Origin of the sequence: Streptomyces sp. NPDC059002 (assembly GCF_042740435.1) — a bacterium.
Classification (GTDB): Bacteria; Actinomycetota; Actinomycetes; order Streptomycetales; family Streptomycetaceae; genus Streptomyces.
The window spans coordinates 80,413-94,652 of record NZ_JBHYJI010000015.1 but is presented as its reverse complement, the minus strand read 5'-3'; the positions used below and the strand labels follow the sequence as shown (position 1 = coordinate 94,652).

Sequence of the window (14,240 nt, the reverse complement as noted above, 5' to 3'; positions counted from 1 at the left end):
AGCGGGCCTTCGGGCGGTGAAGTGGCCGGTGCGGTCTACCGCTTGAGCCACTTCACCTCGTATCCCTGCATCTCGAACCGCTTCCCGTCGATCTTCGCGCTGATCGGCCGGTCGAGGGTGTTCACCACGAGCGCCACCTTGTCGTCGGCGATGACGCGGACGTTCGGCCGGTCGTCGGCGGCGACGGAGACCTTCTCGTACGTCGTGCCGGGACCGAACTCCTTGCCGAACCGGTCGATCAGCTCGGCCATGGGCAACTCACCGCCGCCGTCGTCCAGTTGTGTGGCGGTCCACAGGCAGCCCGCGCACTTCTCGCCGCGCTTCTGCGGGTTCCAGTAGAAGCCGCTGGTGGCGCCGCCGCGGGCCATCGCCATCAGGCCCGACGCCTGCACGGCGACGCGGTGCGTCTCGGACCAGTCGTCGCGGTCGTCGTTGCGGTCGGCGGGCTCCACGTAGTACTCGGCCCACCACAGCGGCAGGCCGCCGGTCCGCGCCCGCACCCACTTGCTGACGGCCGTGAACTTGTCGGTGGCCTTGAACTCGTCGGGGAGCATCTCGTCGTCCTCGGTGTAGCTGGAGCCGTCGACGACGACGAAGTCCGCGCCCGCCTTGTTCTTGTTCCAGTAGTCGAAGGCGTCGAGGGGCCGCTGGTCCATGCGCCCCCACTCACCCTTGACCTTCGCCGAAGTGCCCTGGGTCTGGCGGGGGTCGAGGCTGTCCATCACGAGGTAGGGGCCGCCGACCATGATGTCCTTGTTGACCTTCTTGAGCTCCTTGTAGACGAGGTTGTAGAGCTCGGTGTACCCCTCGTAGTCCCAGCGGGCCTTCTCGTCGTTCCAGAAGCCCTTGAACTCGTTCCAGACGATGAAGTGGCGTACGTCGGGGTAGCGCTTGGCGACCGTCGCCGCGAGCTTCGCGAAGTCCTTGTAGTGCGCGCGGTCCGGGGCGGTCTCCAGGGACTGCTGGCTCCAGTCGGTGTTGTCCGTGCCGGACTCGCCGCCCTTCATCCAGTCGGGTGCGCAGCACAGCGTGACGACGGGCGTGCCGTCACTCGCCCGGATGAAGTCCATCCTGCGGTCCATCGCGGAGAAGTCGAAGCGGCCCTTCACCGGTTCCGGATTGCCCGCGCCCCAGCCCATGATGTGCTGGATCTGCGGGACGGACCGGCCCTGGCGGGCGAGTTCGGCGCGGACGCGCTCCGTGGCGGCCGCGTTGCCCTCGTCCGCGCTGTACTGGGTGTGGGTGAAGCCCCAGCCCACCTCGGACTTCGCCTCGTCCGGCGGGACCGCGGGGGTGCCGTGCACCTTGTCGCCGTCGGCGGTGGTGCCGCGCGTGCTGCCCTCGTCGCCGGGCAGCGTATTGATCAGTGTGATCACCAGGGCCAGTGCGGCCATGCCCACGCCGAGCAGCGCGGTGAGTCGCCACCGTCGTGCCCCCGAGTCCCACCCATGACGTCCCATCAGGAGCAAGAATATCGGGGCAAGTTGCCGGTAGGACAGGTTCCGGTCGACAGGTGTGTAACGACGCCCGGACCGGGACACAAGGGACGCACTACGGAAACCGGATGCACGAGGGCGCATGAGTGCCGGATCATGGCGGCATGTCTGCGAACCCTCAGGACACCCTGCCGATCCGGCTCAACGTCGACGACAGCGACTCTCCGTCGGATGTCGTGGACGCCCTGTTCCTCGGCCGCTTCGCGACGGGCGAGCAGCCCTTCTCGCACAGCGCCAACATCGACCGCGTGAAGTCCGGTTCCACGCTCCTGCCGCCCGGCGCGACGGTGCTGCGGGCCGCGCGCGACGACGACCGCAGTGCGACGCTCGCCGAGGGCGACGGCTGGACGCTGCTCATCTCCCGCTGGAACCGCGGCGCGGACGTCACGGTGACGGCGACCACCGCCGAGCTCGCCGAGAAGGTCCTGAAGCAGGCCACCGACGGCGCCCAGGACGATCCCGAACCCCAGCCGGAGAACGTGACCATGGGCTTCTGGTACGTCTCCCCCCGGCGCGGCCCGCACCGCACGACGCGGCAGATCTCGGCCGGGACCTGGGACGAGGTGCGGCCCAACTACACGGCGCCGGTCGCCGACGCCATGGACAAGCTGATGAAGACCACGCCCGAGGACATCTCGGGCCGGCTCCTGCTCCTGCACGGCCCGCCCGGCACCGGCAAGACGTCGGCGCTGCGCACGCTCGCGCGGTCCTGGCGCGACTGGTGCCAGGTGGACTGCGTCCTGGACCCGGAGCGGCTGTTCAGCGACGTCGGCTATCTCATGGACATCGCGATCGGCGAGGACGACGGCACGGCGAAGGGCCGCTGGCGGCTGCTGCTCCTGGAGGACTGCGACGAGCTGATCCGCGGCGAGGCCAAGCACACGGCGGGTCAGGCGCTCTCGCGCCTGCTCAACCTCACGGACGGCCTCCTGGGCCAGGGGCGCAACGTCCTGGTCGGCGTCACCACGAACGAGGACCTGGAGCGCCTGCACCCCGCGGTCGTCCGGCCCGGCCGCTGTCTGGCCCGCATCGAGGTCGGCCCGCTGACCCGCCCCGAGGCGGTGGAGTGGCTCGGCACGGAGGACGGCGTCTCGCGCGAGGGCGCCACCCTCGCCGAACTCTTCGCCCTGCGCCGCGGCACGGCCCCGACGTCGGTCCCCGAGCAGCGGGAGGGCGCGGACGCGGGGCTGTACCTGTAGCGCTCCGCGCCCCGAAGGGGCGCGGGGAACTGCGCGACCAGCCACCACGCGCCCGCAGGTGCCCAACGGCATGACGCGGCACATCGAGCGGAGCGCTCAGCCAGAGCTCCCGTAAGCCGCACGCAGTGCATCCCGCACGGCGGCGAGCGCGTCAGCCTCGGAGAGCCCGAGCCGCCGAGCCCGCTCGGCGAAGGCCTGCGCCTCGGCAGAGGCGACCCGAGCAGCAGAATCCCCCGCGGCGGCGACGAACGTCCCGTTGCGTCCCCGGGTCTCGATGACCCCGTCGGCCTCAAGTGCCCGGTACGCCTTGGCCACCGTGTTGGCCGCGAGCCCGAGCGACTCCGCGAGGCCCCGCACCGTGGGCAGCTTGTAGCCGACCGGCAGCGCCCCCGACCTGGCCTGCCCGGCGATCTGGGCCCGCACCTGCTCGTACGGCGCTTCGCTCGCGCCCGCGTCGATGTCGATCTTCAAAGTCACGCGACGATTGTCCCGCACGGTCCCGGTGCGAGGGGCCATTCGAAAATGGGAGGCACCCCGGCGCGTCCCGCGCGTACCGTGCGGCCTCATGACAGTGATCGTCCGAGCCCTCAGCCCCGAGCTTCCGGGGGACGCCGCGGGATTCGCCGCCGTGCGCAGGGCCTGCGTACCCGCGATGCTCGCCACCCCCGCCTCGGTCGCCTTCGACCGCGCGCACGCCCATCCGGACTCCGGATACCGGCAGTTGATCGCCGAGGCCGACGGCGAGATCATCGGCACGGCGCAGGTGGGCCTTGCGTACGACAGCCCGGAGCCCGGCCAGGGCTTCGCCAACGTCTACGTGCACCCGGACCGGCTCGGCGAGGGCGCGGGAACGCTCCTGCTGCGCACGGCCGAGGAGTATCTGGCGGGCGAGGGCGCGACCACCGTCTACTCGTGGGTGATGGACGAGCCCGCGAACCTGGCCTTCGCCGCCCGCCGCGGCTACCGCGCGAGCCGCTCCGCGCACTTCCTCCGCCTCGACCTGGTGAACGGCGCGCTGCCGCCCCGCCAAGAGCCGCCCGCCGGGGTGGAGCTGGTCGCGGGGTCGGTGTACACGGACGACGCGCGGCCCCTGTTCGACCTCGACGCGGAGACGGTCGCGGACGAACCGAGCGACGTGGCCGCGGAGTTCACGGACTACAGGCACTGGCTCGCCGAGACCTGGCACCACCCGCTGGTCAGCCAGGAGCTCACCACGGTGGCCCTGGTGGACGGGCGCCCCGCGGCGTTCAGCCTGGCCCGCACGGACGGCGCGGGCCGCTACTCGTCCGGCATGACCGGCACGGCGCGGGCCCACCGGGGCAGGGGGCTCGCCAAGCTCGCCAAGAACGACTCCCTGCACCGGGCCCGCGCGGCAGGCTGCACGGAGGCGTTCACCGGCAACGACACGGGCAACGCCCCGATGCTGGCGATCAACAAGTGGTTCGGCTACGAGATCTGCGGGACGGAGGTGCGGCATGTCAGGGACCTCGGCTGAAGCGCCCGCCACCGTGGAGGTGGCCCTCGTCAAGGCGGGCCGCACGAAGATCCGCTACCCGGCTGAACTCCTCCACGACGACGGCACGAAGGTCGCCGTGCGGGCCCCCTGGGCGGCCCCGCACGTCAGGGACTTCGGCTTCGTGCGCTTCGAGCCCGGTGACGTGTTCACCGAGCACTACTGGCGCGACCGCTGGTACGCGGTCAAGGAGGTGTACGCCGCCGACGGCACGCTCAAGGGCTGGTACTGCGACATCACCCGCCCCGCCGTCCGCACCGGGCCCCTCCTCACGGTCGAGGACCTGGACCTGGACCTGTGGGTCTCCGCGGACTCCGGCACGGTCCTGCGCCTGGACGAGGACGAGTTCGCGGCCAGCGGTCTGACCGACAAGGACCCCGCCGCGGCGACCGCTGCCGTACGGGCCCTGGACGCGCTGGAGTCGCTCGCCCGCGGCGAGGGTCTCGGCACGCTGCTCTGAACTGCCGTACGCCGTACGGAACATGGCGCGGCGCACGGCGTGCCCGCTCACCGCGCGTCCGGTTCCGGCCCCAGCCGCACCGGCGCGGCGGTGAGCGTCCCGTCGTGCGCGACGGGCTCCCGGGGCGCTGCCAGTGCAGCGCGAAGCGGGACCCCGTCCGCCATGTGTCGAGGGCCGCTCTGCAGTACGCCACCATGTCGTCCGGGAGTGCGGACAAGGGATGCCAGCCCAGTTCGGCGCATTTGTGGGGCTCGGCGTTGTACGGGGCGCCGCCGGTTCCTGAGCGGGCCGAGAAGAACCAGCCCGTGCGGGGTGTGCCGGACGGGCCGCGGTGCTGGAGGACCAGTTCCGCACGGACGTCGTCGGGGGCGAGGGTGAGGCCGATCTCCTCGCGCGTCTCGCGGATCAGTGCCTCGCGGACGTCCTCGCCGTCCTCCAGGTGGCCCGACGGAAGGTGCCACAAGCCGTCCGCGTAGCCGGTGTTGGCACGGCGGGCGAGCAGCACCTCGTCGCCGCGGCGCAGGATCAGATGGACGTCGACGATCTCCGCGTGCCGGGGCGGCCGGGTCGGCAGGACACCCACCAGTGCGTACCGCTCGTCGTCGACCGGCCGGCCCCACAGCCGCGCGTCCCCCGAGAGCCGCTCGGAGTGCAGGTGCGGGACGAGCGGGGTCAGCGCCGCCACGAGGCGGGCCATCGGAAGCCCGACGGGGCTCACCGTCCCCCACACGCCCTCCACGAGGACCAGCCTGCCGCCGGGGCGCAGCAGCCCGCACCAGTGGCGCAGGGTCGCCTCGGGGTCGGGCAGCGTCCACAGCACGTGCCGGGCGATGATCGCGTCGAACCGCCGCCCCTCGACCGGCGGCCGTCCCGCGTCGCCGAGCAGCACATCGGCGGGGTGGCCCGCCAGCTTCTCGCGGGCCAGCTCCACCATGTTCGGCGCGAGGTCGACGGCGGTGACGCGGTGCCCGTGCTCCGCGGCGAGCAGGGCGAGGCTGCCCGTGCCGCAGCCCAGGTCGAGCACGTCGCCCGGCGCCTCGGGCAGCCAGTCGCGCAGCCGCCCGGCCCAGGCCGCCCGCACCGCCCCGTCGCGCAGTCCGTGGTCCGGTTCGTCGTCGAACGCGGCCGCCGCCGCGTCCCAGTCGATGGGCCCGGAACCGTCGTTGATCGTCATGTCCCGATCGTGGCATCCGCCACTGACAATCGGCCCGGCAGCGCGGTCCGCACGGTGCGCGGATCAGAAAGCGCGTCCATGGAGGTCTACGCCACCGCGGAAATGGACATCGGTAGGGAGAGGGAGAGGGAGGCAGCCATGCGCCGAGTGACCACGCACAAACCCGTCGGCCGCACCGTCACGCGCCGGGTGCGGGAACGCCAGGAGGCCGAGTCCAGGACGCACGAGAGGCCCGAGGTCCGCAAGGACATCCAGCGGACCTGGTGGCCCGACGGGTGAGCCGTCAGTCCTCCGGGAGCTCCGGCGGCCCGGACAGGCGCTTGCGGTAGTGCAGCCGGTCGTAGGGCCCGTCCACGCGGCGCTCCACGACCTCGTACCCGTGCCGGGCATAGATCTCCTGGTTCTCCCACATCAACGCGTTGGTGTAGAGCGTGACTTCGATGAAACCGAGGGCACGCGCGTGTGCCTCCACGAAGGAGAGCAGCCGTCGGCCCACCCCCTGCCCCGCGGCATCGGGGTGGACCGCGATCGATTCGAGCAGCAGCCGCCCCTCGTACGGCCGGGGGACGAGCACCAGGAGACCGGCTACCGGATCCCCGGTGACGAACACCCGCCCCGCCGCCACGTCCGCGGCGTGGTCGGCCTCCATCGGCGCGGGCACGACCCCGATCCGCTCGACGTAGTGGTGGTACGCCGCGTCGGTCACCGCCCGCACGGCGGGGACGTCGGCGGCGGTGGCGGGGCGGATGTCGTCGGTCATGCGTCTACGTCTACGCCACGGCGGCGACCCCGCACCACTGCCTTCTTGACCAGGGGCCAGGCGACGATCAGGACGATGAGGACATAGACCGTCACGGAGAACGGCGTGTCGACGAGTCCGCGGACGCTGCCGTCGCTGATCTGCAGGGCGCGGCGCAGCTGTTGCTCGGCGTTCGGGCCGAGGATGACGCCGATGACGGCGGGCAGGATGGGCAGTCCGTAGCGCCGCATGCCGAAGCCGATCAGGCCGATGACGAGCAGGATGACCAGGTCGAGCGGCTCACCGCCGACCGCGTAGGCGCCCACGGCCGCGAAGAACAGGATGCCCGCGTAGAGGTAGGGCCTGGGAATGCGCAGGAGCTTCGCCCAGACCGGGGCGAGCGGCAGGTTGAGGGCGAGCAGCAGCACCATGCCGACGAACAGGGACGCGATCAGGCCCCAGACCAGGTCGGGTTCGCGTTCGAAGAGCAGCGGCCCCGGCTGGATGCCGTACTGCTGGAAGGCGGCGAGCATCACGGCGGCGACGGCCGTCGTGGGCAGGCCGAGCGTCAGCATGGAGACGAGGGTGCCCGCCGCCGAGGCCGAGGACGCCGACTCTGGGCCCGCGACGCCCTCGATGGCGCCCTTGCCCCACTCGTCCTTGTGCTTCGAAAGGCGTTTTTCGGTGACGTAGGAGAGGAAGGTCGGGATCTCCGCGCCGCCCGCGGGGATCGCGCCGAACGGGAAGCCGATGAGGGGGCCGCGCAGCCAGGACTTCCAGGTGCGCCGCACGTCCTTCTTCGCCAGCCAGGGGCGGCCGACGGGGATCGCGTCGCCGCCGGTACGGCGCAGATGGGCGGCGACCCACAGGGCCTCGCCGATCGCGAAGAGGCCGACCGCGACGATCACCACGTCGATGCCGTCGGCGAGTTGGAGGGATCCGAAGGTCAGCCGCTGCTGGCCGGTCATCTGGTCCAGGCCGACCAGGCCGAGGGTGAGGCCGATCAGGAGCGAGGCGAGGCCGCGGATGCGGGACGAGCCGAGCACGGAGGTGACCGCGATGAACGCGAGGACCATGATGGCGAAGTAGTCGGGCGCGCCGATGTCGACGGCGAGGTCGGCGACGGTCGGCGCGAGCGCGACCAGGAGGAGCGTGCCGATCATGCCGCCCGCGAAATGCCCGATGGCGGCGGCCGCGAGGGCCTGTGCACCGCGCCCGGACCTGGCCATCGGATGGCCTTCCATGGCGGCGACGACGGCGGCGCTCTCACCGGGCGTATTGAGCAGGATCGAGGTGGTCGAGCCGCCGAACATCGCTCCGTAGTAGATGCCCGCGAACATGATGAACGCGCCGGTCGGTTCGAGTCCGTAGGTGACGGGGAGCAGCAGGGCGACCGCCATCGCGGGGCCGATGCCGGGCAGCACGCCGATCGCGGTGCCGAGGAGGACGCCGACGGCGGCCCAGAGGAGGTTGATGGGGGTGAGGGCCGTACCGAAGCCGTCCATCAGGGAGTTGAAGGCGTTCATGTCACAGCACTCCCATCAGGGGGCCGCCCGGCAGGGGCACGCCGAGCAGGTTGTTGAAGACTTCGTACGTGACGACGGAGAGCGCGGCGGCGATGAGCGGATCGCGGTCGAAGTGGCGGCTGCCGAGCGCGTAGGCGGAGCCCCAGAAGAGCAGGGCGCCCGCGACGGGGAAGCCGACCGGTTCGATGAGGACGGCGGTGGCGAGGAAGACGCCCGCGAGAAGCAGCACGGTGCGCCAGTCGGCGGGTTCGGACAGGTCGATGTCCTCGCCGCCCTCGGCCTCGCCGCGCCCGCCGCGCAGCACGTCGACGGCGAGCAGCAGGGCGACGACGAGCAGCCCGATGCCGACCGCGATCGGCACGGTCTTGGGGCCGATCGGGCCGCGCTGGGCGATCTCGACGTCCATGGTGAGCGCGTCGGTGAGGACGAGTGCGCCGAGGGCCAGCAGCAGGACGCACACGCCGAGTTCGGAGTGTTCGCGCAGCCAGGAGCGGCGGCTCCGCGTTCCCTGTTCGGGGAGTCCGGTGGTGGTCACAGGCCCAGCTCCTTCAGTACGGACACCACGCGCCGGTCCTGGGCCGCCAGGAAGTCGCCGAACGTGTCGCCGGTCAGGAAGGCGTCGTCCCAGCCGTTCTTCTTCAGGGACTCGCGCCACTCCTTGGAGGCGTGCAGCTTCCTGATCAGCCCGGTGAGCTTCTTGCGTTCGGCGTCGCTGAGTCCCGGCGGGGCGACGATGCCGCGCCAGTTGGTGAAGTTCACGTCGTAGCCGGACTCCTTGAGGGTGGGCCCGTCCAGGCCCTTCACCCGCTTCGGCCCGGTGACGGCGAGCAGCCGCAGCTCGCCCGACTTGATCTGGTCCAGGTATTCGCCGACTCCGGAGACGCCGAAGGCGACCTTGCTGCCGAGGATCGACGCGAGGAGTTCGCCGCCGCCGTCGAAGGGCACGTAGTTGACCTCCTTGGGGGCGATGCCCGCGGCGCGCGCCATCAGCATCGGCGCGAGGTGGTCGGGCCCGCCGGGCGAGGAGCCGCCGCCCACGGGCAGCTTGCCCGGGTTCTTCTTCCAGGCGTCGACGAGCTGCCCGATGGTCTTGTACGGGGAGTTCTTGGCGACCACGACGACGTCCTGCTCCTCGGTGAGCCGGGCGATGGGGGTCGTGTCCGCGAGGGTCTTCGGGGAGTGGTTGGAGCGTGCGGCGCCCACCACGCCGAGGCCCATGGACATGGCGAGCTTGCCGTTGCCGTGCTCGCCGACGAGCCGGGTCAGGCCGACGGTGCCGCCCGCGCCGGGCAGGTTGAACACCTCGATGTTGTGGGTGAGTCCGGCGTCCTCGGCGTTCTTCGCGGCGGTGCGGGCGGTGATGTCGTAGCCGCCGCCCGGCGTGTTGGGGACCATGAAGCGCAGGCCGGGGATCTGCGTGCCGGTCTCGGCGCCGCTGCCCGTGGTGAGCAGCGGCGGCGCCACGAGCACGAGGAGCGCGGCCCCGAGCAGGGCGAGGGGTGTGCGCAGGCGCACGTGTGCCACCACCTGTCGGTACGTAGTCGGGTGTGAAGTGGCCCACATGTTGCCCGCGCGTTAACAACCTGTCTCTCTTCCGGAATCAACGGACGTTGTGGTCGTTGTGGTCGCGCCCATACCCTGCCGCGATGACAAGGGTGCTGGTCGTGGACGACGACTTCATGGTCGCCAAGCTGCACAGTCGATATGTCGCCTCGGTGGCCGGATTCACCGTGGTCGGCGTCGCCCACAGCGGCGCCGACGCGGTCGACGCGGTGGAGCGGCTGCGCCCCGATCTCGTACTCCTCGACGTGTATCTGCCCGACATGGACGGGATCGCGGTGCTGCGCGAGCTGCGGGCGGCGGAGGAGCGGGATCCGTCGCGGCAGCCGGTGGACGCGCTCTTCATCACGGCGGCGCGGGACGCGGAGATCGTCAGGGCCGCGCTGCGGGCGGGCGCCCTGCACTATCTGATCAAGCCCTTCAACCAGGCGGCGCTGCAGGAGCAGTTGAGGCATGTGGCGGCGCTCCGGGCGCGCCTGGACGGCCTGGAGGAGGCTCGGCAGGAGGACGTCGACCAGATCTTCGGCACCCGCCCGCCGGGCTCGCGCGAACTGCCGAAGGGCCTCGCGGCGCACACCGCCGAGCTGGTGGAACAGACCCTGCGCAGGCATCCGGACGGCCTCTCGGCCTCGGAGTGCGCGCGGGCGGGCTCGCTGTCGCGGGTGAGCGCGCGACGCTATCTGGAGTTCTTCGTGGAGACGCGACGGGCCGAGGTGTCGCTCCGCTACGGGGGGACGGGGCGTCCTGAGCGGCGGTACCGGTGGCTGGGCTGAGAACTCCGGATCCGCTTCGAGCGCGGCACGACTGTCACCGTGCGTGACGCCGGGCCGCCCGAGGGTGCCTCCACATCATGTCGATCCTGTGCATCCTTGCCGTCGATGCCATGGAACCCGGACGAGGCCGCCCATCTCGCTGGGTGGCTCCCGCGCCCACCGTGATAACAGTGAGTGATCATTTCCGAAGGAGGGTTACGACCTCGTGGGCATCTTCAGCCGTCGCCAGACCGCCACCGTCGAGACGGCGCACGCCGGGACCGCCGACGACGCGCTCGACCCGGCGCTGCGCGCGCTGACCGGGCCATGGACCATCGACCGCCCGCACAGCCGCATCGGATTCTCCGTACGGCACGCGATGGTCACGACCGTCCGCGGCGCCTTCGCCGACTACGAGAGCTCGCTGTACTTCGACGGCGCCCGGCCCGCCGCGTCGCGGGCCGAACTCGTCATCCGGGTCGGGAGCGTCGACACCGGCGTGGAACAGCGCGACGCGCATCTCGTCGGCGCCGACTTCTTCGACGCGCGCCGCTACCCGGAGATGGTGTTCCGCAGCACCTCCGCCCGCCACGAGGGCGGGCAGAGCTTCCGCATGACGGGTGACCTCACCATCCGCGACGTCACCCGCCCCGTCGACCTGCAACTCGACTATCTCGGCTCGGTGTTGGACCCCTTCGGCTACGAACGGGCCGGTTTCGACGGCACCACCACCATCGACCGCACCGAGTGGGGCCTGGTCTACAACCAGCGCCTGAAGGCGGGCGGCACCATGGTGAGCGAGAGGGTCCGTCTGCAGTTCGACATCTCGGCGGTGCGGTCGACGTCGTAGGCGCGGTCGACGTCGAAGGCGCGGTCCACGCCGCAGCAACGGTCCGGGCTCAGGACGCGACCCGCTCCCCGGACGGCTCGGCGACCACGATCCGGATGTGGGCCGGTGCGTACTTGCGGGCCTTGGTGACCATCTTGGTCAGGTCGAACTTGTGCCGCTGGACGGCCACGTACAGCGGCGCGGGCATGTCCGGGTTCGCCGGTGAGACCTGCGCCCCGGCCGGCAGCATCGCGTCCTGCCGCAGCCGTGCGCCGATCAGGGCGTGCTCGCCGTTCGGAGGCATGGCGACGACGAACTGGGTGACGTCGCGCCAGGGCAGCAGGACGTTGCCGACCCGTGCGCCCGCGGCGTCGAACTGGAACAGGATGCGCTTGGAGTCGAACCAGGACGAGATGAACGGGATCGCGGCGACGATCACCACACCGCCCTTCATGTCGAGCGCCCAGCCGAGGAGCACGGCAAGGAGCACGACGCCCGCGATGGCCCCCCACAGCGCGGCCAGGTCCTGGGGCGAGAACGGGCCCGTGACCTTGTAGCGCTCCCAACGCCCGCGGCGTGCGGGCTGATTCTGCTGCGACATCGGGGTCCCCCTGACGTGACGGTGCGATGCACCGGAGTACTGGCCCCAGGCCTCCGGCCTGAAGATCACTGTCGGGGACCCTAGTGACGCGCGGGCGGGCTGGCTTGGACAAATTTGACCTCGCCGCGCACCGCCCTGAAACAGCCCTAAAGAGGGAGGGCGCCCTCCGCCACGCGCGCGGCCGCCAGCTGGCCCGGGGTGATGTCGGCCAGGGCGCGGAACTCGCGGTTGAGGTGGGCCTGGTCGTAGAAACCGCAGGTGGCGCTCACCGCGTTGAGGTCCATCGACTCGCGGGAGAGCAGCCCCACCGCGCGGTGGAAGCGCAGCACGCGCGCGGACATCTTCGGCGTCAGGCCGATCTGTTCGGTGAAGCGGCGGGCCAAGTAGCCGTGGCTCCAGCCCACTTCGGCGGCGATCGCGGCGACCGGGATCGCCCCTGCCGACCGGGAGAGGAGCCGCCAGGCGTGGCTCACCTCGGGTGCGGGGGCCGGGCCGTGCGCGAGCCGGGCGAGGAGCGCGGCGTCCAGCAGATCGAACCGGGCTCCCCAGTCGCCGGCGGCCGCGAGCCGCTCCACCAGCTCGCCCGCCCGGGGTCCGAGGACGTGCTGAAGCTCGACCACCTGGTTGGTCAACTCCCGCATCGGCACGGCGAACAGACGGTAGGCCCCGAGCGGCGTCAGCTCAAGCCGGATCGCTTCCTGGCCGCCGGGGTGGTCGCACACCCGGGGCCCGTCCTCGAGACCGGTGACCAGCGACCCCACCACGGCCGCGGGGTGCGCCTCCCGCAGTCGGCGGATCTGGGCGAACGGCACCCCCAGGCTGATCACCACGACGGCCCGGCCGGTGGGCACGAGCCGGACCCGGTAGGGCGAGACCTTCGCCTCCCAGTAACCGGCGTAACTGTGCAGATACGGACGCAGCCCGACCGGCCAGGGCCGGGTCACGCGCCACCGGCCACCGCCGAGCGGAGTCATCCCGACCCCCCGGCCGACGGCCAACCCGCTCCCGCCCCCTGGCATGCCCCGTCCTCTCCCCTTCCCCTCGCCCGGCGATCACCGCCCGGCGCCAGCAGCCTAGGCGGGCCGCGTGGGGCGCGCGAGGCGGCGCGCTCCCGGCGCGGGGCGGCGAACTCCCCCGGACTCCCAGGGATTTCCACGGACTCCCACGGAATCCCACGGACTCCCATGGACTGGCCCATACCTCACGTACTGGTCAAACAGGGGCACCCCATGCCCCAGCCTGAGCCCCCGGTTAGCCCTCCCTTAAAGCGACCATAAGGATCTCCATCACCCGCCCCCAGCAGGCGATTTCGCGGATTTCAGGGGCTAGTTTTCTGGTCGCCGACGAGGTCCCCCAGGCCCCGGCGCCCCCTGAACCGTCGCTGAGGAGAACCACCCCATGACTGCTCGCCGCCGCAAGGTCGCCGCCATCGCCGCCGCAGGCGTCGCCCCGCTCGCCCTGACCGCTCTCTCGGTCACGCCCGCCGCCGCGCACGGCTCGATGACGGACCCGGTGAGCCGGGTCTCCGCCTGTTTCCAGGAGGGGCCCGAGTCCCCGAAGTCGGCCGCCTGCAAGGCCGCCGTCGCGGCCAGCGGTGCGCAGGCGTTCTACGACTGGAACGGCGTGAACATCGCCAACGCCGCGGGCAAGTCGAAGGAGATCATCCCCGACGGCAAGCTCTGCAGCGCGGGCAACGACAAGTACAAGGGCCTCGACCTGCCGCGCGCCGACTGGCCTTCGACCAGGCTCGCCGCGGGCAACCACACCTTCCGCTACAAGGGCACCGCCCCGCACAAGGGCTCCTTCGAGCTGTACGTCACGAAGGACTCGTACGACCCGACGAAGCCCCTGAAGTGGTCGGACCTGGAGGCGAAGCCCTTCGTCAAGGTCACCGACCCGAAGATGGAGAACGGCGACTACGTCTTCGACGGGAAGATCCCCGCGAAGTCGGGCCGTCACCTCATCTACTCGATCTGGCAGCGCTCGGACTCCCCCGAGGCCTTCTACACCTGCTCGGACGTCGTCTTCGGCAAGGACAGCGGCGGTTCGGGTTCCGCTGCCGCCCCGGCCGCCTCCGCCCCCTCCGACGAGGACATCGCGGCGGGCGCCGAGAAGTCCACGGTCGAGCACCACGGCCACGGCGACGCCGACGCCGGGACGGGCGCCGAGGCCACCGCGGCCGCGCCCGCGGACGCGGCGCCCGGCAACGAGCCCGAGGTGAACGGCGGCGCCGAGAAGCCCGTCACCACCGCGAACGACAACCTCGCCGAGACGGGCGGGGACAGCACCACCCCGTACATCGCGATCGGTGGTGCGGCCGCCCTCGCCGTCGGCGCCGCCGCGATGTTCGCCACGACCCGCCGCCGCGCGGCGGGCCGCCACGGCCGCTGA

The 14,240-nt window shown here is 71.7% G+C and carries 15 protein-coding genes and 1 pseudogene; 7 read left to right on the top strand and 9 right to left on the bottom strand.

All coding sequences use genetic code 11. The annotated features are described in order from the left end of the window. Positions 1-35: 35 nt before the first annotated feature. A complete protein-coding gene (locus ACFWZ2_RS16550; protein WP_384546126.1) occupies positions 36-1,460 on the bottom strand; it encodes a xylan 1,4-beta-xylosidase in 1,425 nt (474 codons plus the stop codon). Between the two features lie 140 nt (positions 1,461-1,600). Between ACFWZ2_RS16550 and ACFWZ2_RS16545 the strand changes: the two genes are divergently transcribed. Continuing rightward, positions 1,601-2,695, top strand: coding sequence for a DUF5925 domain-containing protein (locus ACFWZ2_RS16545; protein ID WP_384546124.1), 1,095 nt, complete (start codon positions 1,601-1,603; stop codon positions 2,693-2,695). A 96-nt stretch (positions 2,696-2,791) separates the two neighbouring features. Here ACFWZ2_RS16545 and ACFWZ2_RS16540 read toward each other — a convergent pair whose 3' ends face one another. Beyond that, a complete protein-coding gene (locus ACFWZ2_RS16540) occupies positions 2,792-3,172 on the bottom strand; it encodes a GntR family transcriptional regulator (RefSeq protein WP_384546122.1) in 381 nt (126 codons plus the stop codon). Positions 3,173-3,260: 88 nt separating this feature from the next. Here ACFWZ2_RS16540 and ACFWZ2_RS16535 point away from each other — a divergent pair, with 88 nt between their 5' ends. Together ACFWZ2_RS16535 and ACFWZ2_RS16530 are read left to right on the top strand one after the other, a co-directional pair. Beyond that, positions 3,261-4,190, top strand: a complete 930-nt coding sequence (locus ACFWZ2_RS16535; protein WP_384546120.1) for a GNAT family N-acetyltransferase — start codon at positions 3,261-3,263, stop codon at positions 4,188-4,190. After that, on the top strand, positions 4,171-4,668 hold the full coding sequence (locus ACFWZ2_RS16530; protein WP_384546118.1) for a DUF402 domain-containing protein: 498 nt from the start codon (positions 4,171-4,173) through the stop codon (positions 4,666-4,668). The genes ACFWZ2_RS16535 and ACFWZ2_RS16530 overlap by 20 nt, the downstream gene beginning before the upstream one ends. Before the next feature lie 256 nt (positions 4,669-4,924). On the opposite strand, the pseudogene ACFWZ2_RS16525 reads toward ACFWZ2_RS16530, so the two are convergent. Continuing rightward, positions 4,925-5,842, bottom strand: a pseudogene (locus ACFWZ2_RS16525) (methyltransferase domain-containing protein); the annotation flags it as partial. A 138-nt stretch (positions 5,843-5,980) separates the two neighbouring features. Here ACFWZ2_RS16525 and ACFWZ2_RS16520 point away from each other — a divergent pair. Beyond that, a complete protein-coding gene (locus ACFWZ2_RS16520) occupies positions 5,981-6,121 on the top strand; it encodes a hypothetical protein (protein ID WP_384546116.1) in 141 nt (46 codons plus the stop codon). A 4-nt stretch (positions 6,122-6,125) separates the two neighbouring features. Here the strand turns inward: ACFWZ2_RS16520 and ACFWZ2_RS16515 are convergent, their stop codons facing one another. From ACFWZ2_RS16515 to ACFWZ2_RS16500, 4 genes are read right to left on the bottom strand one after another with little or no spacing between them, the layout of a single operon-like run. After that, entirely contained in the window at positions 6,126-6,602 is a 477-nt protein-coding gene (locus tag ACFWZ2_RS16515; protein ID WP_384546114.1) for a GNAT family N-acetyltransferase, read from the bottom strand. Next, positions 6,599-8,107 (bottom strand): tripartite tricarboxylate transporter permease, encoded by a 1,509-nt coding sequence (locus ACFWZ2_RS16510; protein WP_384546113.1) that lies wholly within the window; start codon positions 8,105-8,107, stop codon positions 6,599-6,601. Before ACFWZ2_RS16510 ends, ACFWZ2_RS16515 begins: the two co-directional genes overlap by 4 nt. 1 nt (position 8,108) lies before the next feature. Beyond that, complete coding sequence (locus ACFWZ2_RS16505; RefSeq protein WP_384546111.1) at positions 8,109-8,642, bottom strand: tripartite tricarboxylate transporter TctB family protein; 534 nt, start codon at positions 8,640-8,642, stop codon at positions 8,109-8,111. Then, positions 8,639-9,622 (bottom strand): Bug family tripartite tricarboxylate transporter substrate binding protein, encoded by a 984-nt coding sequence (locus tag ACFWZ2_RS16500; RefSeq protein ID WP_384546262.1) that lies wholly within the window; start codon positions 9,620-9,622, stop codon positions 8,639-8,641. The genes ACFWZ2_RS16505 and ACFWZ2_RS16500 overlap by 4 nt, the downstream gene beginning before the upstream one ends. Positions 9,623-9,753: 131 nt before the next feature. Between ACFWZ2_RS16500 and ACFWZ2_RS16495 the strand changes: the two genes are divergently transcribed. Together ACFWZ2_RS16495 and ACFWZ2_RS16490 are read left to right on the top strand one after the other, a co-directional pair. Then, complete coding sequence (locus tag ACFWZ2_RS16495) at positions 9,754-10,440, top strand: response regulator (protein ID WP_384546109.1); 687 nt, start codon at positions 9,754-9,756, stop codon at positions 10,438-10,440. A gap of 205 nt (positions 10,441-10,645) precedes the next feature. Continuing rightward, the gene (locus tag ACFWZ2_RS16490; RefSeq protein ID WP_384546106.1) at positions 10,646-11,269 is read left to right on the top strand and encodes a YceI family protein; all 624 of its coding nucleotides are present in this window, start codon (positions 10,646-10,648) and stop codon (positions 11,267-11,269) included. Between the two features lie 49 nt (positions 11,270-11,318). Here the strand turns inward: ACFWZ2_RS16490 and ACFWZ2_RS16485 are convergent, their stop codons facing one another. Both ACFWZ2_RS16485 and ACFWZ2_RS16480 read right to left on the bottom strand, forming a co-directional pair. Then, positions 11,319-11,849, bottom strand: coding sequence for a hypothetical protein (locus tag ACFWZ2_RS16485; RefSeq protein ID WP_384546104.1), 531 nt, complete (start codon positions 11,847-11,849; stop codon positions 11,319-11,321). Between the two features lie 146 nt (positions 11,850-11,995). After that, positions 11,996-12,823, bottom strand: a complete 828-nt coding sequence (locus ACFWZ2_RS16480; RefSeq protein ID WP_384546102.1) for a helix-turn-helix domain-containing protein — start codon at positions 12,821-12,823, stop codon at positions 11,996-11,998. Positions 12,824-13,247: 424 nt separating this feature from the next. Between ACFWZ2_RS16480 and ACFWZ2_RS16475 the strand changes: the two genes are divergently transcribed. Further along, a complete protein-coding gene (locus ACFWZ2_RS16475; protein WP_384546100.1) occupies positions 13,248-14,240 on the top strand; it encodes a lytic polysaccharide monooxygenase in 993 nt (330 codons plus the stop codon).